Genomic DNA, 20,831 nt, shown 5'->3' on the forward strand with positions numbered 1-20,831 from the left:
GGTTGTCCCCCGGGAAATGCAGCACGGGGCCGAACTGACACTCCTGGGGCGAGACGCTTTCCGGCCGGGGGTCCGGGGGTTGTCCCCCGGGAATCGCAGCACGGGGGTGCGCCGACACTCAAGGGACGAGGCTTTCGAGCGGAACGTGCGGGTCCGCCAGGGAGTCGGTGTTCACCTGTGTCTTCGACCTGATCAGCTGCTGGATGGGCTCTGTGACGTCCCACACGTTCACGTTCATCCCGGCCAGCACTCGACGGTCCTTGAGCCAGAACGCGATGAACTCACGCTTTCCTGCGTCTCCCCGGATCACCACTTCGTCGTATGTCCCCGGGGGCGCCCAGCCGCTGTACTCCATCCCCAGGTCGTACTGGTCGGAGAAGAAGTAGGGCACACGGTCGTAGGTGAGCTCGCGGCCCAGCATCGCGCGGGCCGCCGCCGGGCCGCCGTTGAGGGCGTTGGCCCAGTGCTCGACGCGCAGACGGGTCTCGAACAGGGTGTGGTGGAAGGACGCCACGTCACCGGCCGCGTGGATGTCGGGGTCGGAGGTGCGCAACCGCTCGTCGACCACGATCCCGCCGCCATGGGTGCGGTCGGCGATCTCCAGACCGGCCGCCTCCGCCAGCGCGGTCCGGGGGGCCGCGCCGACCGCCGCGAGGACATCGTGCGCCGGATGCTCCTCGCCGTCGTCGGTGCGGGCCGCGAGGACCATGCCGTCCTGGCCGACGATCTCGGTGAGCTTCGCCCCGAAGTGGAAGCGGACGCCGTGCTCACGGTGCAGTTCGGCGAAGATGTTGCCCAGCTCGGGTCCGAGGACCGAGTAGAGCGGGGTGGACAGCGGCTCCACGACGGTGACCTCGGCGCCGTACTCCCGGGCCGCCGCCGCGACTTCCAGACCGATCCAGCCCGCGCCGGCGATCACGATGTGGCCGTTGTCCCTGCCCAGGGCGGCCAGGACGCCCTTGAGGCGCTCGGCGTGGGCGAGGCGGCGCAGATGGTGGACACCGGCCAGGTCGGTGCCCGGGATGTCCAGGCGCCTGGGTTCGGAGCCGGTGGCGAGCAGCAGCTTGTCGTAGCGGACTGCGGTGCCGTCCTCACCGAAGCGGACCGTTTTCGCCGTACGGTCGATGGCGTCCACGGTCTCGCCGAGGTGCAGCTCGATGTCGTTCTGTGCGTACCAGGCCGGTTCGTGGACGAAGACGCTGTCGCGCTCCTCCTTGCCGAGGAGGTAGCCCTTGGAGAGCGGCGGACGCTCGTAGGGGTGGTCGCGTTCGTCGCAGATCAGTATCACGCGGCCGGTGAAGCCTTCCGCCCGGAGCGTCTCGGCCGCCTTCGCGCCGGCGAGACCTCCTCCGACGATGACAAATGTCTGATCCGCGTCGACCACTTGATGCCTCCTACGGGGGGTCTGGGGGGTGTCCCCCCAGTAAACACAGCGGGTGCCGCCACATGGGAGCGTCCCGCACGGAGCGTGATGGGGGAAGAGGGAGTGGCCCGATCAGGCCACGGAGGGTCACATTCGGGCTCGATCCATGTCACTCCCGTCCCATCCGCACGACTCTTGTCCCGCAAGCATCACAGGTGTCCCGTGAGACGTGCGTGAAGCGAACGGGCGGACGCGTCGGTGAGGGAAGCGATCTGATCGACGATCACCCGTTTGCGGGCCCGGTCGTCGGGCGCCCGGTCGAACAGCGCGCGGAACTGGGGGTCGAGGCCGTCCGGCGCGCGGACCGTGAGCGCCTCGGCCAGTTCGGCGACGACGATCCGCTGGTCGGCCCGCAGCCGCTCCTGCTCGGCGCGCTGCATGACGTACCGGTCGGCGACGGCCTTGAGGACCGCGCACTCCAGGCGGGTCTCGTGCGGTACGACGAGTTCGGCGCCGTATCTCGTGAGCCGCCCGGTGCCGTGGTGCTCGCGCGTGGCCGCCTCGGCGGACAGGCAGAAGCGCCCGATGAGCTGGCTGGTGGCGTCCTTGAGGCGGGCCTGGGCGACGGCTGATCCGTCGTAGCCGTGCGGCCACCACGGTTCTTCCTGGAGTCGGTCCAGGGCGGCGGCGAGTTCTGCGGGGTCGGTGTCCTCGGGGACGTATCTGCCGAGGGCGACCTCGAAGACCGCCAGGCGTTCCGGCTCCGCGTGCAGGCAGTTGGGGTCGATGTGGCCCGCGTGGAGGCCGTCCTCGACGTCGTGCACCGAGTACGCAACGTCGTCGGCCCAGTCCATGACCTGGGCCTCGAAGGTGGTGCGGGTGCCGGGGGCGTCCTTGCGAATCCAGTCGAAGACGGGGCGGTCGTCCTCGTAGACGCCGAACTTGTGCGACGAGTGCGCTCCGCGGGGCCAGGGGTATTTGGTGGCCGCGTCGAGGGTGGCCCGGGTGAGGTTCAGTCCTACCGAGCCGTCCTCCGTGAAGCGTTTGGGCTCGATGCGGGTGAGGAGCCTCAGGGACTGGGCGTTGCCCTCGAAGCCGCCGCAGTCGTCGGCGAACTCGTTCAGGGCCTGTTCGCCGTTGTGGCCGAACGGGGGGTGGCCGAGGTCGTGGGCCAGACAGGCGGCCTCCACCAGGTCCGGGTCGCAGCCGAGGGCCGCTCCCAGTTCACGGCCGACCTGGGCGCATTCCAGGGAGTGGGTCAGGCGGGTGCGGGGGCTGGCGTCCCACGCCTGACTGCGCGTTCCGGGGGTGACGACCTGCGTTTTGCCGGCGAGCCTTCTGAGCGCGGCGGAGTGGAGGATGCGGGCGCGGTCGCGTTGGAACGCGGTGCGGCCGGGGCGTTTGTCGGGTTCTGGGGCCCAGCGTTCGGTTGACTGCAGGTCGTACGGCATGTCTCGACAGTACGGGCAGGGACTGACAATTCGCCGGTGCGTCTGCGGGGATCCGATGAGTGGCGAGTGCGGCGCCGATGTGGCTGGTCGCGCCCACGCGGCGGAGCCGCAGATCGATACGGCCCCGCGCCCCTATGCAGCTGAAGTCGCCTGTGTCGCCAATGCCTGGTTGTAGCGGTGGAGGATCAGGTCCGCCATGGCGGGGTGGGTGCCCAAGGGGGACGAGGCGATCCATGGGGCCTTCTCAGCGCACTGCGTCGCGAACAGGCCCGGGGCTGTGAAGTACGACGCCACCGCCACCCTTTCGCGGCCCCTTGCCGTCAGCGCCCTGATCGCCGTTTCGACCGTCGGAGTCGCCGCCGAGGCGTATGCCGGGATCACCGGGACTCCCAGGCGGCCCGCGAGGAGTTGGGCCGTGCGGCGGGTGTCCACGGCCGATTCCGGGTCGCGGGAGCCTGCCGCCGCGAGGACCACGGCGCTCGTTCGGCGGGTCTCCTCATCCATCCCCGTGTCCCAGCCCGCCTCCATCAAGCGGGCGTGCAGGGTGTCCACGAGGAGGGGGTGCGGGCCGAGGGGGGCCGCCACGCGTGTGCGTGCCCGGGAGGCCGCCGCCATGTCGGGGATGTCGCGCTTCACGTGGTAGCCGCGGGAGAGGAGGAGCGGGACCAGGACCGCCTCCGCCGTCCCCAGGGACGCCAGAGTGTCCGGGAGCAGGGGCTCGTTGAGTTCTATGTGGCCCAGGTGCACCGGCAGGTCCGGGCGCTGTGCGCGGACCTGGTCGAGGAGTTCGTGGACCGTGTTCAGGGTGCGCGGGTCGCGGCTGCCGTGGGCCACGAGGACGAGCGCGGGCGGCTCGGGGCGGCGCCTGCCGTCGAGCTGGACGAGGCTGAGCTGGCTGGCGAGCTGGCTGCTGATCCGGTTCATGATGTGCGCCGTACTCTCGAGATGGTCGCGAGGAGCTTCCGAGTTACTCGTCGCCGTCATGGAGAGATGGTGGCGGCCGGAAGTTGCCTTCCCGTTGCACAGGAATGACGGGTGTTTTCCGGCGGTTCACGGTGGGGTGCATGGGGTCTGTGAGGTGGTGTGACCTGCGCTTTCGTCAGCGAGAGTGAGACTGGTCACGTCGTCCGCGGCGAACCGCGCGGGCTGACGTCACGTCTCTCGTTGTCGAAATGGCGACCGGGGAGGGACCGTCCGATGCGACTGCCGAAGGGGCGAAGACCACGTCTGCCACGCACGCGTGCCGGTCGGCGGCGGCTCGTTCAGGCCGTGATGGCGGTGTGCGTGCTCGCGCTGCTGCCGTCGACGTGGATGTACGTCGTGACGGGTGACCGGCTGCGCACGACGGCCGACGCGCCGCGCACCGAGGTCGCCGTCGTCTTCGGTGCCGGGCTGTGGGACGGCGAGCCCTCGCCGTATCTCGCGCACCGGCTCGACGCGGCGGCGAAGCTGTACCGGGACGGGCGGATCAAGGTCGTTCTCGTCACCGGTGACAACAGTCGCAAGGACTACGACGAGCCCGACGCCATGCGCGTCTATCTGAGGCGGCACGGCGTCCCGGACACCCGGATCGTCAGCGACTACGCCGGTTTCGACACCTGGGACTCCTGTGTCCGCGCCAAGAAGATCTTCGGTGTCGACAAGGCCGTACTGATCAGCCAGGGCTTCCACATCCGGCGGGCGGTGGCGCTGTGCGAGGCGGCGGGTGTCACCTCGTACGGCATCGGCGTCGACGACAGGCACGACGCCACCTGGTACTACGGCGGCGTCCGGGAGATCCTCGCGGCGGGCAAGGCGGCGCTGGACGTGGCGTTGCGGCCGGATCCGCGGTTCCTGGGGCCGAAGGAGCCGGGGGTGACGAAAGCGTTGGCCTCGGCACGGTGAGCCTGTGGCGTCTTTCACACCGTGGGCGACGTCCGTACCGTCCGGTGGCGGCTCTCAGGTGCGCCGATGCGTGCCTCACGGTTTCCGGGCGCCGAGCGGGAGGTCGCCGTCTTGGGCGCGTAACAAAGAGCCGTCCCCGGTGTAACACGGCCGAAGCACGCTGAAGGGCATGCAGAACTCCGCGACGCCCACGCACTGCCCGTACTGCGCCCTGCAGTGCGGCATGAACCTCACCCCCGCTCCGGACGGGACCGTCGAGGTGAGCGAGCGCGCGGACTTCCCGGTGAACCGGGGCGCGCTGTGCGGCAAGGGCCGTACGGCGGCCGCGGTGCTCTCGTCCCGGGTGCGCCTGACCTCCCCGTTGGTGCGCTCCGGGGGCACGCTGGTGCCCGCCACCTGGGACGAGGCACTGGACCGGATCGCCCACGAGTTGTCCCGCACGCGCGCGGAGCATGGCCCGGACGCGTGCGGGGTCTTCGGCGGCGGCGGGCTCACCAACGAGAAGGCGTACACGCTCGGCAAGTTCGCGCGGGTCGTCCTCGGCACCTCACAGATCGACTACAACGGGCGCTTCTGCATGTCGTCCGCGGCGGCCGGCGGAATGAAGGCCTTCGGCCTGGACCGGGGACTGCCGTTCCCCCTTGAGGACATCCCGAAGTCGGGCTGTGTGATCCTCGTGGGGTCCAACCTCGCCGAGACCATGCCGCCGTCGCTGCGGTTCTTCAGCGAGCTCAAGGAGAACGGCGGCACACTGATCGTCGTCGATCCGCGCCGCACGAAGACCGCCGAGCAGGCCGACCTGCATCTGATGCCCCGCCCGGGGACGGACCTCGCGCTCGCCCTCGGGCTGCTGCACCTGGTGGTGGCAGAAGGCCGCACGGACGAGGCGTACATCAGCGAGCGCACGACCGGCTGGGAGGACGCGCGGGCCGCCGCGATGGCCCACTGGCCGGAGTACGTCGAGCGGATCACCGGTGTGCCGGTGCCTCAACTCCGGGAGACCGTACGGCTGTTCTGCGAGCCGGAGTCCGCGATGGTGCTGACCGCGCGCGGGCCCGAGCAGCAGTCCAAGGGCACCGACACCGTGAGCGCGTGGATCAACCTGTGCCTGGCGACCGGGCGGGCGGGGCGGCCGCGGTCCGGGTACGGCTGTCTGACCGGGCAGGGCAACGGACAGGGCGGGCGCGAACACGGCCAGAAGGCCGACCAGTTGCCCGGTTACCGCAAGCTGGACGACCCGGCGGCGCGGGCGCATGTCGCCGAGGTGTGGGGCGTGGACCCCGACTCGCTTCCCGGGCCGGGGCGCAGTGCGTACGAACTGCTGGACGCGCTGGGCACCGACATCAAGTCCCTGCTGCTGATGGGCTCCAACCCGGTGGTGTCGGCTCCGCACGCGGCGCACATCGAGGAGCGCTTCAAGTCCCTTGATTTCCTGGCGGTCTGTGACGTCGTGCTGTCGGAGACGGCGGAACTCGCGGACGTGGTCCTGCCGGTGACCCAGTGGGCGGAGGAGACGGGCACCACGACCAACCTGGAGGGGCGGGTGCTGCTGCGCCGACGGGCGATCACGCCTCCGGACGGCATCCGCAGCGATCTGGACGTCATGCACGAACTCGCCGACCGCCTCGGTGTGGAGAAGGGCTTCCCGACCGACCCCGAGGAGGTCTTCGAGGAGCTGCGCCGGGCGAGCGCGGGCGGTCCGGCCGACTACTCCGGGATCACGTATCGGCGGCTGGCGGAGGAGAACGGCGTGTTCTGGCCGTGCCCGACACAGGACACGGTGGTGCACCCCGGCACCCCGCGTCTCTTCCTGGACCGCTTCGCCACCCCGGACGGCCGGGCCCGCTTCGTCCCGGTCTCGCACCGGGCGATCGCGGAGGAGCCCGACGAGGAGTACCCGGTGCTGCTGACGACCGGCCGGGTCGTGGCGCAGTACCAGTCCGGCGCCCAGACCCGCCGCGTGGACGAGCTGAACGCCGCCGCGCCCGGGCCGTTCGTGGAGCTGCACCCGCGGCTCGCGGAGCGGCTGGGGGCGGCCGAGGGCGATCCGGTGGCCGTGGTCTCGCGGCGCGGGCGGGCCGTGGCACCGGCCCGCATCACGCTCGGTATCCGCCCGGACACCGTCTTCATGCCCTTCCACTGGTACGGCGAGGGCCGCGCCAACACCCTCACCAACCCGGCGCTTGACCCGACCTCGCGGATGCCGGAGTTCAAGGCGTGCGCGGTGCGGGTCGAGGCGGTGGAACGGTAACTCACCTGAGCAGCCAGTCGCCGCTCTCGATGAGCTTGCCGCGGGTACGCAGGCGGGCGGCGACGCGGGGTGCCGCCACATAGACCCAGGCTCGCACGGAGGTGCCGTCGGCCGTGCGGATCACCTCGCGGGCGACCCGTTCGTACAGGTTGCGCGGGTCCCCGGGGATGTGCTCCTCCAACTCGTCCAGGGCGACGAGCAGTTCGGCGTAGGCATCGGCCCGCGGGGTGACGAGTTCCCCCATGGTCACTCCCCCGACCTCCTCGACGGCGTACGGGTATCCGGGGCCGTCGTAGAGCAGTGCGCCCGCGAGTCGGGCCGGCTCCTCGGAGCGGATGCGGCCGCGCAGGAAGAGGTCGTGGTTGACCTCGCCGGGGCGGAGGGTGCCGTAGACGAAGAACGGGAGTCTCGCAGGGGTCACAGAAACGATTCTCTCCTCTCACATACCTGCACGTGACGCGGTATGGACATGGCTTGTCATGGCCTCTTAAATCTTCGTCAACATCCGCGCCACCCCCCACGCGCCCCGTTGGCGCCTTTCAGAGGAGACCGATGAGTCGGATACGGCCGTACGTCCGAGGTGCCCGTTCCCGTCGTCTCGCCACCGCCGGAGTGACCGCCACCGCCGCCACCCTGCTGGCCGCCGCCCTCTCCCCCACCGCAGGTGCCGCCGACCGTCCGACCAGGGCCACCGCGCTCGACAACGCCGCGTCGGCCCTGGCCGACCGGGCCTCGGCGCTGGGACTCACCTCCGCCCAGGACACCAAGGTCCGTGACGTGATCGTCGACGCCGACGGCACGCAGCACGTCCGCTACGACCGTACCTACCACCAACTGCCCGTGCTGGGCGGTGACTTCGTGGTCCATCTGGCGCCGGACGGGGCGTACAAGAGCTCCTCGCGCGCCACGAAGCGCGCGATATCCCTGTCGAGCGTCACCCCGGCCCTGTCCGCCCCGAAGGCCGCCGAGCTCGCGGTGAACGCGCTCAAGGCGGCCAACCTCGGCGAGACGCTGAAGAAGCTGACGGCCAAACCCCAGCTGGTCGTCGACGCGCTGCACGGAGCGCCGAAGCTGGCCTGGCAGACGAACGCGGTGGCGCAGGACTCGCTCGGCAACCCGGTCGCGCGGACGGTGCTCACGGACGCCGGGTCGGGCGCCCAGATCGACGCCTGGGACAGCATCGAGCAGGCCACCGGCGACGGCAAGTCGCTGTACGGCGGGACGGTTCCGCTGGAGACGACGCTGTCGGGGTCGACGTACCAGCTCAAGGACGCGACGCGCGGGAACACGTACACCGGCGACGCGGCCAACAAGACCGACCTGTGCTTCCTGAACATCTGCCTCAGCCGGGCGCCCGCGACCCTTTTCACCGACGCCGACAACCACTGGGGCACGGGGGCGGCTTCGGACCGGGCCACGGCCGCGGTGGACGCGCAGTACGGCACCGACGTCACCTGGGACTACTACAAGAACGTCCACGGCCGGAACGGCATCGCCGGGGACGGCAAGGGCTCGTACAACCGCGTCCACTACGGCAACAACTACAACAACGCCTTCTGGGACGACAGTTGCTTCTGCATGACCTACGGCGACGGTGACGGGACGCAGCTCGGCCCGCTGGTGTCGCTGGATGTGGCGGGCCACGAGATGTCGCACGGTGTGACGTCCAAGACGGCGGCGCTGACGTACTCGGGCGAGTCCGGCGGGCTCAACGAGGCGACCTCCGACATCTTCGGGACGCTGGTGGAGTTCTACGCGGGCAACTCCTCGGACACCGGCGACTATCTGATCGGCGAGAAGATCGTCCGCTCCGGCTTCGGCCGCGACGCCCTGCGCTACATGGACAAGCCCTCCAAGGACGGCAACTCCGCCGACTCCTGGAGCAGTTCGGTGGGCAACCTCGACGTCCACTACTCCTCCGGCGTCGCCAACCACTTCGCGTACCTGCTGGCGGAGGGCAGCGGGCCCAAGACCATCAACGGCGTCAGCTACAACTCCCCCACCTCCAACGGCTCTACCGTCACCGGCATCGGGCGGGACAAGCTGGGCGCCATCTGGTACCGGGCGCTGACGGTCTACATGACGTCCTCGACCAACTACGCGGGTGCGCGGACGGCGACCCTCAACGCCGCGAAGGATCTGTACGGTGCGGGCAGCACGGAGTACAACGCGGTGGCGGCGGCCTGGAGCGCGGTGAACGTGAACTGACGTCACTGTCCGGGGAGTTGTGGTGCGGCCGCCTCCGGATCCGGGGCGGCCGTGTCCGGCCGGGGGCGAGGAGGGCGCGTGGGTGAGGGCGACCCGCACATCCATGTCGAGGTGAAGGTGGTCCGCGGCGAGGCCGCCGTCCGCACCATGCTCGCGTCCACGTTCGGCCTGGTGGGCGACCTGCCGAGCGTCGTCACCACCGGGTGCGGGGTGCGGGTGCCGTACGCCATGACCTCGCCGCGGCCCGACCGGGTGACGTGTCTGGCCTGCCGGGAGCACGCGCGCGCCGAGCATCTGCGTTTCGCCGACGAGATCGAGCGCATCGGCAGCCTGCCGGGGTCTCCCGTCACCCCGCCGAGGCCCGGCAGGCCGCGGCGCGGCACCGCGAACTCGCGGAGCGGTTCTCGTCCGGCACCGGGGGCTGAAGAAAAGCGATGGCACGGGGCTCGTACGCGCGGATACGCTCCACCGCCGATATCCCCACCCCCTCTCCCCCGGAGCCCCATGTCGTCCACCACGAAGATGCACGCCGACGAGCTCGACATCGACACGGAGCTGGTGAGCGGGCTGGTCGCGGACCAGTTCCCGCAGTGGGGCGAACTCCCCGTCACCCGCGTCGACTCGGCCGGGACGGACAACGCGATGTACCGGCTCGGGGACGACATGGTCGTACGGCTGCCGCGGTTGCCCGGTGGCGGGCACCAGGTGGACTACGAGCACCGGTGGTTGCCCCGGCTGGCACCGCATCTGCCGCTGGCCGTGCCGGAGCCGTTGGCGAAGGGGGAACCCGGCCGGGGGTACGCGCTGCCCTGGGGGGTGTACGGGTGGCTGGACGGGGACAACGCCTACGACTCGCCGATCACCGAACTCACCGACACGGCGGTGGAGTTGGGGCGTTTCGTCGCCGCGTTGCGAGCGGTCGACGCCACCGGCGCACCGGCCTCCTACCGCGCCGGGCCCCTCCACGTCTGTGACGACGACACCCGGCCGGCGATCCGGGACCTCGGTGCCGACGGCATCCTGGACGCGACCCGTGCGATCGCCCTCATCGACGAGGCCCTCCGACTCCCGCACTGGGATCGCGCACCCGTCTGGCTCCACGCCGACCTCCTCCCCGGCAACCTGCTCACCGCGAACGGCCGTCTCACCGCGGTCATCGACTTCGGCTGCCTCGGCGCCGGGGACCCGGCGGCGGACACCCTCCCGGCCTGGACCCTGTTCAGCGGCGACAGCCGCCGCCTGTTCCGGGAGGCGACGGAGGTCGACGAGGCCACCTGGGAGCGGGGACGCGCGTGGGCCCTGCGCTGGGCAGTGGGCGCGGTGCACTACTACCGGGGCGGCAAGAACCCGGTCCTCACGGCGGTGGGGATACGGGCCATCGAGGAAGCACTCGCCGGGGACTGAACCCGACACCGCCTCCGGCCCCACGAAGACGTCGCAGCGCGATCGCTCACGACGGGCCCTGACCGAAGTCCGGGAGTGTCACCGTGCCGTCCTCCGCCAGGGGGAAGCCCGGGTTGTGGGCCACCTCCCAGGCGTGGCCGTCCGGGTCGGTGAAGGCGCTGGAGTAGAAGCCGATGGTGTTCACGGCGGGGGGTTTGGTGATGGTGCCGCCCGCCTCCGCGACCTGCGCGAGGAGGGCGTCGACCTCCGCCTCCGAGCGGACGTTGTGGGCCAGTGCGATGCCGCCGAAGCCGCTCGCGGGGCCCGGTTCCAGGCCGCAGTCCGCCGCCAGTTTCTCCCGGCTCCACAGGACCAGGCCCAGGCCGCCCGCCTGGAAGAAGACGGTCTCCGCGACCTCCTGGCCGCGCCAGCCGAGGGCCTCGTAGAAGGCCTTGGAGCGGGCGAGGTCCGAGACGCCCAGCGTGATCAGGGTGATGCGCTGTTCCATGCCCATCACCTCACCGTAGTCCCGACGGCGGGAGCCGGCGCGACACCCCGGCCGGGGGCGACACTCCGGCCAGGGGCGACACCGGGCCAGGGGTGCGCCTTCAGCCGCCGTAGGGCCTCGCCGCCCTCCCCTCCCTCAGCACGCTCCCCCACCACACCAGCTGGTCCAGCATCGTCTTCGCCGCCGCCTCCGGGCCCGAAGGGGCCTTCAGACGGCCGTCCTCGAAGGAACCCCCGGCGTTGTGGAAGCTCACCGTGTCCCGCACCGTCACCGCGTGGAGTTCGGCGAAGACCTGGCGGAGGTGCTCGGTGGCGCGCAGGCCGCCCGAGATGCCGCCGTAGGAGACGAGGGCCACCGGCTTGGCCTGCCACTCCGTGAAGTGCCAGTCGATCAGGTTCTTCAGGGCGGCCGGGAAGGAGTGGTTGTACTCGGGGGTGAGGACCACGAAGGCGTCCGCCGACGCGAGCCTGGGGGTCACCGAGGCGAGGGCGGCGGTCGCGCCGGGGGTCGGGGCGAAGGTCGTGGGCAGGTCGATCCCGGCCACGTCCACGACCTCGGGGGCCAGGTCGTCGCGGTCGCGCAGGCGGTCGAGGAGCCAGTCGGCGACGACGGGACCGAAGCGGCCGTGACGGTTGCTGCCGATGACGAGGGCGACCCGGAGAGGAGCGGTGTCTGTCTGCATGCGGCACAGCCTCGTACCTCGACCAAAGTTGAGGTCAAGCCCGGATCGCGGACAGCGGGGTCACCCGTTCACACCCGCACCCCGCACTCTTCGGGTTCTCTTCGACGAGCTGCCCGCCGTACTGCGATGACCTGCTGAAACCTCGGTCACGCGGCGCCGGTGCACGCCGACCTGACACCCATTCACCACATTTCTGACGCACCATCAGGAAGCGGGCTCGGCCCACTGCCACTTACCTCGACAGCAGAGGGACCCCACCCGAGAGCCCGAAGGAGCACCATGCGCCCCACCGCCCGCCTGCTGACCGGCAGCGCGCTCGCCGTCGCCGCAGCGGGTCTCGTCTGCGCACCCGCGTACGCCGGGGGCGCGAACGGCCTTGAGGTGTTCCCGTCCTCCGTCGTACCGGGCGGACAGGTCACGGTGAACACGGGGGCGTGCGGGGACGGCGGTACGGCGGCCGGGGACGCCAGCGCGGTGGGCGCGGGCCCCTTCACGCTGGCGCCCAGCACGCACGAGGGTGACGCGATCGGGCAGTTCCAGGTGCCGCCGAGTGCGCAGCCGGGGACGTACGAGATCGCCGCGACCTGCGCGGAGGACGGCCGGCGGGTGACCGGCGACCTGGTGGTGACGCTGGCCTCCGGGCGACAGCCGGTGCCTCCCAGGGGAAGTGTGAAGACGGGGGTCGGCGGCGCACTTGGCCACGATCCCGTGCAGACCGCGGCCGGTGTGGCGGCTCTCGCCGTCGCCGCCGCGGGCGGTACCTGGCTCCTGCATCGCCGGGCGAGAGGCGACGGGATCTGACGGACACCCTCCGCTGTCCGTCCGCCGGTACCGCATGTCCCCTCCCCCTCCGGGTCCGACGCCCCTCGCGGCCCGGAGGGGGACGGGCAGGCCAGCCGTAGAGGAGGCTCTGTGCTCAACCGCAGATTCGGCAACACCGCGATAGCGGGCGTCACCGTGGTGGCCCTGTGCTCCGGTGCGTGGCTGCTGCGCAGCGGCGCCGAGACGCATGCCCCGCCGCAGCCGTCCGCCGCCCAGGCGCACTCCCCCGCAGGGACCACCGCCGGCCAGGATGCCGGGAGGGGCGCGGCGGCCGCCCTGCCGCCGTCTCCGCCCGACCGGATCCGCGTCCCCTCGATCCACGTGGACGCGCCCCTGATGGGCCTCGCCCTCACTCCCACCGGCAGTCTCGATGTCCCGCCGGCCGCGAAGAAGAACCTCGCCGGCTGGTACGAGGCCGGCACCACCCCCGGCGAGACGGGCACGGCGATCGTCGCCGGACATGTCGACAACGCCGAAGGACCCGCCGTCTTCTACGCCCTGGGGGCCCTGCGCAGGGGCAGCGCGATCGAGGTGGACCGGCGCGACGGGAGCATCGCGGTGTTCACCGTGGACGCCGTCGAGGTGTACGACGCGAAGGACTTCCCCGACGAGAAGGTGTACGGCGCCGCGAGAAGGCCCGAGCTACGGGTGATCACCTGCGGCGGAGGCTACTCGCGCTCGACCGGGTACCGGGGCAACGTGGTGGTGTTCGCACACCTCACGGGGAGTCGCTGACGACCGCCTCGGCGATGGTCCGCGCACACACCAGGGCCTCGGTATGTGTGGTGTCCACCTCCAGGTCGTACACCACACCCTGGTGCACGATCGTCGCCTGCTTCTCGGCCATCCCGCGCGCCCGGTCGCCGCGGACGATCTCCCGTCCCGCGGCCACCTCGGGGTCGCACCGGACCCCCACCCACAGCACGTTCAGCCCGTCCAGGGACTTGCGCCACCGTTCCTGCGAGTGGCTGCCGCCCAGGAACACGTCGTCGACGATCACCCCGGCGCCCGCCCAGGCCGTCGCGGCGACGCCCGCCCGCCAGGCCGCCTCAAGGCGCGTGAACTCCTCGCCGACGCTCACCCCGCCGTCCGCCGCGAACGCGATCCCCGCGTCGGAGGACGTCAGCGACGCGGGCATCGACGCGACGAACCCGTCGATACCGAAGGCCAGCCACGGGTCGGACAGGACCGCCTGCAGACACCGCACGATCCCCGACTTGCCGGAACTGGAACCGCCGTTGAGCACGATCACCTGAGTCGTCACGGCGCCACCGTAGCGTCAGGCGAGCCACTGCTCGTACGCAATATTCGCGACCAGTGCGAACACGACCGCCAGCAGGACGACCCGTACGAACCCGCTGCCCCTCTTCAGCGCGGTGTGCGCGCCCAGGGTGCCGCCCGCGAGGTTGAACAGGGCCATGAGGGCGGCCAGTTGCCACAGGACGGTGCCCTGCCAGGCGAACATCGCGAGCGCCCCGGCGTTGGTGCAGCAGTTGACGATCTTGGCGGTGGCGGAGGCGGTCACGAGGTCGAGGTGGAGGACCGCGGTGAGGGCGAGGACCAGGAACGTGCCGGTGCCGGGGCCGATCAGACCGTCGTAGAAGCCGATACCGAGGCCCGCGAGGCCGATCGCGGCGAGGACCTGGCGGCGGGTGGCGGGGCCGGTCGCGGGGGCGGTGCCGAAGGCGGGGCGGAGGATCACGAAGGCGGCGACGGCCAGCAGGACGACCATGATCAGCGGCTTGAGCACCTCCGTGCTCATCCCGGCCGCGAAGAAGGCACCGGCCGAGGACCCGGCGACGGCCGCGATCCCGATGCGGACGGCCAGGCGTACGTCCACGGGGGCCTTGCGGGCGTACGTCACCGCGGCCCCCGAGGTGCCGACGATGGCGACCGCCTTGTTGGTGCCGAGCGCGTACGCGGCCGGGGTGCCGGACGGCAGGCCGAGCAGCAGGACCGGCAGCAGGAGGAGGCCTCCGCCGCCGACCACGGCGTCGATCCAGCCGGCCGCGAGGGCAGCGAGGCACAGGACGACGGCGGTGGTCAGCGATATGTCGGGCATGATCGCGACCCTAAGGGACGCCACCCTGAGGGATGGGCGCACGGGGCGCCGAGAGCATCCGGGGCGGTCACGAATCGGCCACACTCATAGAGAAAACGTGCACGTATGGCCAAAGATGATCTCGCTCTGATCTATGGGGAAGACCGACCATTCACCTGTGGACGCGACACACTTAGAAGCGGTCGTACGCCGGGACGCCGCGCTGCTTGAGGACGATCTGGCCGTGTTTCTCGGCGGCCTCTCCGGTGACCTGAAGGACTCGGTGTACGCCGCCGCGCTGGAGCGGTCCCTGTACACGCCGGTGGCCGACGCGCTCGGCTCCAAGGTGGGCCAGCAGGCCCTGCCCCCGGCCGCGGGGGCACCCGGCGGCCGGGCTCCGCTGCGGCCGTCGATGGTGTACTGGGCGTACCGCAACTACCGGGGTTTCACCGAGGAGCCGGACTCCGCCGACCTCGCGGTGATCCGGCGTACGGCCGTCGCCGTGCGGATCCTGCTGAAGGCCGCGGTCGTCCTCGACGACATCCAGGACGGCAGCGCGGTGCGGTACGGCGAGCCCGCGCTGCACGCCACCCACGGCGTCCCGGTCGCCCTCAACACCGGGTCCTGGCTGATCATGGCGGCGCTGCGGCACGTGGCGGACCCTGCGGTGACGGACAGCCTGGTCGGCTCCGTCGGGCGCGGCTTCACCGGCCAGGCCGCCGACATGGCGACCAGGTCGGCCGAGGCTCAGGCCGAGCTGCTGGCAGCGTCCCGCGCGGAGCGGGTGCGGTTCTGGGAGTCGGTCGCCGCGCACAAGACCGGCACGCTGTTCTGGATGCCGCTCGACGCGGCCCTCGCGGGTCTGCGGGTCGTCGAGGAGGAGCGGCGCACCCTGGACGAGGCGATGCGCCGGCTGGGACTCGCGAGCCAGTTGTTCAACGACCTGACCGACGTGGTCCCGGAGTTCGGGGGCGCCAACGAGGACTTCGACGGGCTGAGCAACCGGGTGTCCCTGGAACTGCTCGGCCCGGCGCCGGAGGAGGACGCGCGGTCGTACGTCCTGGGCCACCCGAGGCTGCCCGGCCTGCTGCGCGACCTCTCCGCCGAAGCGGCCGAGCTGAAACGGTCGGCGAAGGAACTCGTCCACGGCGTGTGCCGGTCCGAGGCGAGCGCGGCCTACTTCGACATCACGATCGACCGCAAGGGCCACCTCATCGACCGGCTCTGCGAGACGTTGCGGCAGCGAGGTGACACATGACTCCCACAGCGGCGGAGCGCCTGCGGTCCGCGACCCGGGCCTGGCACGACATCCTGCAGACCAGCGACTTCGCGCTCGCCCTGCTCGCGGGCAGGCTGCCGCTGGACCGGTACGTCGGCCAGCTCACCGCGTACCGGGTGATCCTGGCGGCCCTGGAGACCGAGCTGACCCGCACGACCTGCCCGGACGTGGTCCGGGTGTGGTCGCCGGACCTGATCAAGGTTCCGCTCATCGACGGAGATCTGCGGTACTTCGGGGAGGGGGGCGCCGGGGCCGGGAGCCTCGCGGCCGACGCGGCGGGAGCCTTCGCCGACGACATCCGGCGGACGGCCGTGGCCGCACCCCGCGAGCTGCTCGGGTTTCTGTATGTACTGGAGGGCTCCACCCTGGGTGCGCTGTTCCTGCGGCCGCATCTCCTGGCCGCGCACCGCCTCGGTGACACCGACGGCACCACCTACTACGCGAGCGGTGACCCCTCCCGCTGGGCCCGCCTCACCGCCCTCCTGAACGAGACCCTGACCGACCCGGAGCCCCTGAACCGGGTGATCGCGGCGGCGGAACGTGCGTACCGTCACACCGCGGCCGTGACGGAGGCGCTGTCGAGGGGGCTGGCCCAGGACGGGTCGTAGACCAGGCCGTACGCCCTCACCGGCCCCGATCCCGCCCGCCCCGGCCCTCCTCACAGCGCACACCGGCCGCCCGCCCCCAACCCTCACATCCGCCCCCCGCGCTCGGGGAGGGCAGCGTTCCTCGTGGGAAACAGACGCGATGCGGTCGGGTAACACCCGCACCGCACGCTCCTAGGCATGACCTCGAATACGCGTGTGGTGGTGATCGGCGCCGGCCTCGCGGGCGTCCGTCTCGCCCGGCGGCTCGGAGAGCTCGGCACGCCCGTGACGCTGATCGGCGAGGAGGAGCACCGCCCGTACAACCGGGTGCTCCTCGCCGAGGTGCTGGCGGGACGGTACACGCCGGACGTGATCGCGCTCCCGGCTCCGGCCGCGCTGACCCGTGCCCGGGTCGCCGGCATCGACCGCGAGGCGCGGACCGTCGAGTGCGCGGACGGTTCGAAGATCGCATACGACCGGCTGGTTCTGGCCACCGGCTCGAACCCGGTCCTGCCGCCGCTGCGTGGACTGTTCACCCCGGATCATGTGCTGCCGGAGGGCGTCCACGCCTTCCGCACCATGGACGACTGCCTCGGGCTGTCCGAGGCGGTCCGGCCGGGAGTGAAGGCGGTCGTGATCGGCGGCGGCCTCCTCGGGGTCTCGGCGGCCCGCGCGCTCGCCCAGCGCGGCGCCCAGGTGATCCTCGCCCAGCAGTCCGAGCGGCTCATGGAGCGCCAGCTCGACCCGAGCGCCTCCAAGCTCGTCCGCCGTCACCTCGGAGACCTCGGCGTCGAGGTCCACACCGATCTGCGCGTGCGTGACGTGCGCTGCGTCGGCGGCGCGGTCCGCTCGGTCGAGATGGCCGACGGATACGCCCTCGACGCCGAGATCGTGGTCCTGGCCTGCGGGGTCCATCCCCGTGTCGGCCTCGCGCAGACCGCGGGCCTGGACGTGCGCAAGGGGATCGTCGTGGACGACGAACTCCGCACCTCCGACCCGTACATCCACGCCATCGGCGACTGCGCACAGCACGACGGCAACGTCTACGGACTCGCCACCCCGGCCCTCGAACAGGCCGATGTGCTCGCCGAGTTGCTGGCCGGTCGGGCGAACGCCCGCTACACCGGCACCCGTTCACTGACCCGGCTGACCCTGCCCGGCCAGACCGCGTTCGACCTGGCGGCGTTCGGCGAGACCGAGCCGCTCCCGGGCGACGACGTCGTCCAGCTCGCGGACGCCACCCGCGGCACCTACCGCAAGGTCGTCGTCCGCGACGACCGCCTGGTCGGCGGGGTTCTCGTCGGCGAACTCGGCACCGTCGGCGCGCTCGCCCGCGCCTGGGAGGGAGCAGAGCCGCTCCCCTCCGACGGCGGACCGCTGCTCCACCTGCTCACCAACGATGGAGGCTCCTGATGACCGCCACCCCGGAGGCCACGGAGGCCACCCCCACGATCGTGCTCGTCGGCCACGGCATGGTCGGCCAGCGCTTCCTCGAAGCCCTCGCCGAGCGCGGCCTGACCGCGACGCACCGTGTGGTCGTGCTGTGCGAGGAGCCGCGGCCCGCGTACGACCGCGTCGCCCTCACCTCGTACTTCTCGGGCAAGACGCCCGAGGAACTCTCCATGACGGACATGGAGTTCATCGAGACGCACGGCATCGAGCTGTACATCGGTGATCCCGCCGAGGCGATCGACCGCTCGTCGAAGAAGGTCACGGCCCGCTCCGGCCAGGTCTTCGACTACGACACCCTCGTCCTCGCCACCGGCTCGTACCCCTTCGTTCCGCCGGTGCCGAACAAGGACGCCCAGGGCTGCTTCGTCTACCGCACGATCGAGGACCTCCTCGCCATCGAGGAGTACGCGAAGACCCGTACGACCGGTGCCGTGGTCGGTGGCGGTCTGCTCGGTCTGGAGGCGGCCGGTGCGCTGAAGGGGCTCGGACTCACCTCCCACATCGTGGAGTTCGCGCCGCGGCTGATGCCGGTGCAGGTCGACGACGGTGGTGGCGCGGCGCTGCTGCGCACCATCGAGGAGATGGGCCTGAGCGTGCACACCGGGGTGGGCACGCAGGAGATCGTGGTCGACGCCGAGGGCGCCGTCACCGGCATGAAGCTCTCCGACGGCTCCGAACTCGCCACGGACCTGGTGGTGTTCAGCGCCGGTGTCCGCCCCCGCGACCAGCTGGCCCGCGACTGCGGTCTCACGGTCGGCGAGCGCGGCGGCATCACGGTGGACGAGCAGTGCCGTACGGTCGCCGACCCGCACGTGTTCGCGATCGGCGAGTGCGCGCTGGCCGCCGACGGCCGGGTGTACGGCCTGGTGGCCCCCGGTTACGAGCAGGCCGAGACCGCGGCGGCGACCATCGCCTCCGACGAGGCCGCCTTCCTGGGCGCCGACCTGTCGACCAAGCTGAAGCTGCTCGGCGTGGACGTGGCCTCGTTCGGTGACGCGCACGGCGCGACCGCGGACTGCCTGGACGTCGTCTACTCCGACTCCCGCGCGGGCCTGTACAAGAAGCTGGTCATCGGCCGCGACGGCACGCTGCTCGGCGGCATCCTGGTCGGTGACGCGGACGCGTACGGCACGCTGAAGGCGTTCACCGGTTCGGTCCCGCCGGTCTCCCCCGAGTCGCTGGTGCTGCCCGCCGGCGCCGGGGAGTCCGTCCAGCTCGGCCCGTCCGCGCTGCCGGACGAGGCGATCATCTGCTCCTGTCACAACGTCTCCAAGGGCGCGATCCGCGGCGCGGTCACCGATCACCAGTGCACGACCGTGCCCGAGGTGAAGAAGTGCACCAAGGCCGGTACCGGCTGCGGCAGTTGCGTCAAGGTCCTCGGCCAGCTGGTCACCGCCGAGCTGGAGGCGTCCGGCGTCGAGGTCGACAAGGGCCTGTGCGGCTGCTTCTCGCAGACCCGCGAGGAGCTCTACGAGATCGTCCTCGCCCTGCGCATCAACACCTACCAGGACCTCCTGGACCGCTACGGCCGCGACGAGGCCAAGGGCGGCGACGGCTGCGAGATCTGCAAGCCGGCGGTCGGCTCGATCATCGCCTCCCTCGCCCCGACGATCGGCGCGAGCGGCTATGTCCTGGACGGCGAGCAGGCCTCCCTGCAGGACTCCAACGACCACTTCCTCGCCAACATCCAGAAGAACGGCTCCTACTCGGTCGTGCCGCGCATCCCCGGCGGTGAGATCACCCCCGAGGGCCTCATCGTGATCGGCGAGATCGCCCGTGACTTCGGCCTCTACACGAAGATCACCGGCGGTCAGCGGATCGACATGTTCGGCGCCCGCGTCGAGCAGCTCCCGCTGATCTGGACCCGGTTGGTGGACGCCGGTTTCGAGTCCGGCCACGCCTACGGCAAGTCCCTGCGCACGGTGAAGTCCTGCGTCGGCCAGACCTGGTGCCGCTACGGCGTCCAGGACTCGGTCCGGATGGCGATCGACCTGGAGCTGCGCTACCGGGGGCTCAGGTCGCCCCACAAGCTCAAGTCGGCGGTGTCAGGCTGCGCCCGCGAGTGCGCCGAGGCACAGTCGAAGGACTTCGGCGTGATCGCCACCTCCAACGGCTGGAACCTCTACGTCGGCGGCAACGGCGGCGCGACCCCGCGCCACGCCGACCTCCTGGCCCAGGACCTCACCGACGCCGAACTGATCAAGCTGATCGACCGGTTCCTGATGTTCTACATCCGTACCGCGGACCGCCTGGAGCGCACCTCGACCTGGCTGGAGCGCATCCCGGGCGGCCTGGACCATGTCCGTGACGTGGTCGTCGAGGACTCCCTCGGCATCTGCGAGGAGCTGGAGTCCCTGATGACGGCCCACGTGGCGCACTACGCCGACGAGTGGGCGACCACCATCAACGACCCCGAGAAGCTCGCCCGGTTCGTGTCCTTCGTGAACGCACCGGACACCCCCGACCCGGTCGTCGGCTTCGTCCCCGAGCGCGAACAGATCAAGCCCGACCTGCCGCTGCTGACCATCGGCCACCGCCCCCTGGAAGGAAGCGCCCAGCGATGACCCTGGCACCCGAGACCACCGACCTGAAGGTCGAACTCCAGCTGAACGGCGACTGGTTCGCGGTCTGCGAGCTGGCCCGGCTGCTCCCCGGCCGGGGCGTGGCGGCCCTGCTGCCCGACGGCCGTCAGGCGGCCCTGTTCCGCGACCGCGCCGGCAACCTGTACGCCGTCGACAACCGCGACCCCTTCGGCGGCGCGGCGGTCCTCTCCCGCGGCCTGACCGGCACCCACCAGGGCCGCCCGTTCGTGGCCTCGCCGCTGCTGAAGCAGCGGTTCGACCTGGAGACCGGGCAGTGCCTGGACGACGAGTCGGTGCGGATCGCGACGTACGAGGTTCGAGCGGCATGACTCCACCGG

Annotated in this window: 19 protein-coding genes; 11 read left to right on the forward strand and 8 right to left on the reverse strand. The window is 71.3% G+C overall.

The features are described 5' to 3' along the window. Positions 1 to 118: 118 nt before the first annotated feature. The 3 genes from ACI2L1_RS28390 to ACI2L1_RS28400 form a co-directional block, all read right to left on the reverse strand. Complete coding sequence (locus ACI2L1_RS28390) at positions 119 to 1,384, reverse strand: NAD(P)/FAD-dependent oxidoreductase (RefSeq protein WP_404742211.1); 1,266 nt, start codon at positions 1,382 to 1,384, stop codon at positions 119 to 121. A gap of 188 nt (positions 1,385 to 1,572) precedes the next feature. Next, positions 1,573 to 2,814 (reverse strand): deoxyguanosinetriphosphate triphosphohydrolase, encoded by a 1,242-nt coding sequence (locus ACI2L1_RS28395; protein WP_404742212.1) that lies wholly within the window; start codon positions 2,812 to 2,814, stop codon positions 1,573 to 1,575. Between the two features lie 132 nt (positions 2,815 to 2,946). Then, positions 2,947 to 3,798 carry a sirohydrochlorin chelatase gene (locus ACI2L1_RS28400; RefSeq protein WP_404742213.1) on the reverse strand — a complete coding sequence of 284 codons (852 nt, stop codon included), beginning with the start codon at positions 3,796 to 3,798 and terminating at the stop codon, positions 2,947 to 2,949. A 213-nt stretch (positions 3,799 to 4,011) separates the two neighbouring features. Here ACI2L1_RS28400 and ACI2L1_RS28405 point away from each other — a divergent pair, with 213 nt between their 5' ends. Both ACI2L1_RS28405 and ACI2L1_RS28410 read left to right on the forward strand, forming a co-directional pair. After that, on the forward strand, positions 4,012 to 4,698 hold the full coding sequence (locus ACI2L1_RS28405) for a vancomycin high temperature exclusion protein (RefSeq protein WP_404742214.1): 687 nt from the start codon (positions 4,012 to 4,014) through the stop codon (positions 4,696 to 4,698). A gap of 169 nt (positions 4,699 to 4,867) precedes the next feature. Then, positions 4,868 to 6,949 (forward strand): molybdopterin oxidoreductase family protein, encoded by a 2,082-nt coding sequence (locus ACI2L1_RS28410; RefSeq protein WP_404742215.1) that lies wholly within the window; start codon positions 4,868 to 4,870, stop codon positions 6,947 to 6,949. A gap of 1 nt (position 6,950) precedes the next feature. On the opposite strand, the gene ACI2L1_RS28415 is transcribed toward ACI2L1_RS28410, so the two are convergent. Continuing rightward, complete coding sequence (locus tag ACI2L1_RS28415; RefSeq protein WP_404742216.1) at positions 6,951 to 7,370, reverse strand: gamma-glutamylcyclotransferase family protein; 420 nt, start codon at positions 7,368 to 7,370, stop codon at positions 6,951 to 6,953. A gap of 131 nt (positions 7,371 to 7,501) precedes the next feature. On the opposite strand from ACI2L1_RS28415, the gene ACI2L1_RS28420 reads away from it, so the two are divergent. Both ACI2L1_RS28420 and ACI2L1_RS28425 read left to right on the forward strand, forming a co-directional pair. Continuing rightward, a complete protein-coding gene (locus ACI2L1_RS28420; protein WP_404742217.1) occupies positions 7,502 to 9,157 on the forward strand; it encodes a M4 family metallopeptidase in 1,656 nt (551 codons plus the stop codon). 78 nt (positions 9,158 to 9,235) lie between these two features. Then, entirely contained in the window at positions 9,236 to 10,561 is a 1,326-nt protein-coding gene (locus tag ACI2L1_RS28425) for an aminoglycoside phosphotransferase family protein (RefSeq protein WP_404742218.1), read from the forward strand. A 46-nt stretch (positions 10,562 to 10,607) separates the two neighbouring features. Here the strand turns inward: ACI2L1_RS28425 and ACI2L1_RS28430 are convergent, their stop codons facing one another. Both ACI2L1_RS28430 and ACI2L1_RS28435 read right to left on the reverse strand, forming a co-directional pair. After that, positions 10,608 to 11,048, reverse strand: a complete 441-nt coding sequence (locus ACI2L1_RS28430) for a VOC family protein (protein WP_404742219.1) — start codon at positions 11,046 to 11,048, stop codon at positions 10,608 to 10,610. Positions 11,049 to 11,148: 100 nt separating this feature from the next. After that, positions 11,149 to 11,730 carry an NADPH-dependent FMN reductase gene (locus ACI2L1_RS28435; RefSeq protein WP_404742220.1) on the reverse strand — a complete coding sequence of 194 codons (582 nt, stop codon included), beginning with the start codon at positions 11,728 to 11,730 and terminating at the stop codon, positions 11,149 to 11,151. 279 nt (positions 11,731 to 12,009) lie between these two features. Between ACI2L1_RS28435 and ACI2L1_RS28440 the strand changes: the two genes are divergently transcribed. Further along, positions 12,010 to 12,531, forward strand: coding sequence for a hypothetical protein (locus tag ACI2L1_RS28440; RefSeq protein ID WP_404742221.1), 522 nt, complete (start codon positions 12,010 to 12,012; stop codon positions 12,529 to 12,531). 111 nt (positions 12,532 to 12,642) lie between these two features. Next, the gene (locus ACI2L1_RS28445; RefSeq protein ID WP_404742222.1) at positions 12,643 to 13,287 is read left to right on the forward strand and encodes a class F sortase; all 645 of its coding nucleotides are present in this window, start codon (positions 12,643 to 12,645) and stop codon (positions 13,285 to 13,287) included. On the opposite strand, the gene cpt is transcribed toward ACI2L1_RS28445, so the two are convergent. Both cpt and ACI2L1_RS28455 read right to left on the reverse strand, forming a co-directional pair. Beyond that, on the reverse strand, positions 13,271 to 13,816 hold the full coding sequence (cpt, locus tag ACI2L1_RS28450; RefSeq protein ID WP_404742223.1) for a chloramphenicol phosphotransferase CPT: 546 nt from the start codon (positions 13,814 to 13,816) through the stop codon (positions 13,271 to 13,273). The genes ACI2L1_RS28445 and cpt overlap by 17 nt on opposite strands. A gap of 15 nt (positions 13,817 to 13,831) precedes the next feature. After that, a complete protein-coding gene (locus tag ACI2L1_RS28455; protein ID WP_404742224.1) occupies positions 13,832 to 14,614 on the reverse strand; it encodes a sulfite exporter TauE/SafE family protein in 783 nt (260 codons plus the stop codon). A gap of 157 nt (positions 14,615 to 14,771) precedes the next feature. Between ACI2L1_RS28455 and ACI2L1_RS28460 the strand changes: the two genes are divergently transcribed. The 5 genes from ACI2L1_RS28460 to nirD all read left to right on the forward strand — a co-directional run bounded on the left by ACI2L1_RS28460 (position 14,772) and on the right by nirD (position 20,822). Further along, a complete protein-coding gene (locus ACI2L1_RS28460) occupies positions 14,772 to 15,851 on the forward strand; it encodes a polyprenyl synthetase family protein (RefSeq protein WP_404742225.1) in 1,080 nt (359 codons plus the stop codon). Next, positions 15,848 to 16,480 carry a biliverdin-producing heme oxygenase gene (locus tag ACI2L1_RS28465; protein WP_404742226.1) on the forward strand — a complete coding sequence of 211 codons (633 nt, stop codon included), beginning with the start codon at positions 15,848 to 15,850 and terminating at the stop codon, positions 16,478 to 16,480. Before ACI2L1_RS28460 ends, ACI2L1_RS28465 begins: the two co-directional genes overlap by 4 nt. A 177-nt stretch (positions 16,481 to 16,657) precedes the next feature. Next, entirely contained in the window at positions 16,658 to 17,872 is a 1,215-nt protein-coding gene (locus ACI2L1_RS28470) for an NAD(P)/FAD-dependent oxidoreductase (RefSeq protein WP_404742227.1), read from the forward strand. Further along, positions 17,872 to 20,475 (forward strand): nitrite reductase large subunit NirB, encoded by a 2,604-nt coding sequence (gene nirB / locus ACI2L1_RS28475; RefSeq protein ID WP_404742228.1) that lies wholly within the window; start codon positions 17,872 to 17,874, stop codon positions 20,473 to 20,475. Before ACI2L1_RS28470 ends, nirB begins: the two co-directional genes overlap by 1 nt. Beyond that, positions 20,472 to 20,822: a nitrite reductase small subunit NirD gene (nirD, locus tag ACI2L1_RS28480; protein ID WP_402260231.1), complete on the forward strand. Its 351-nt coding sequence runs from the start codon at positions 20,472 to 20,474 to the stop codon at positions 20,820 to 20,822. Before nirB ends, nirD begins: the two co-directional genes overlap by 4 nt. The last annotated feature ends 9 nt before the right edge of the window (positions 20,823 to 20,831 follow it).

Origin of the sequence: Streptomyces sp. NPDC019531, from assembly GCF_044903305.1 — a bacterium.
Taxonomy (GTDB): domain Bacteria; phylum Actinomycetota; class Actinomycetes; order Streptomycetales; family Streptomycetaceae; genus Streptomyces.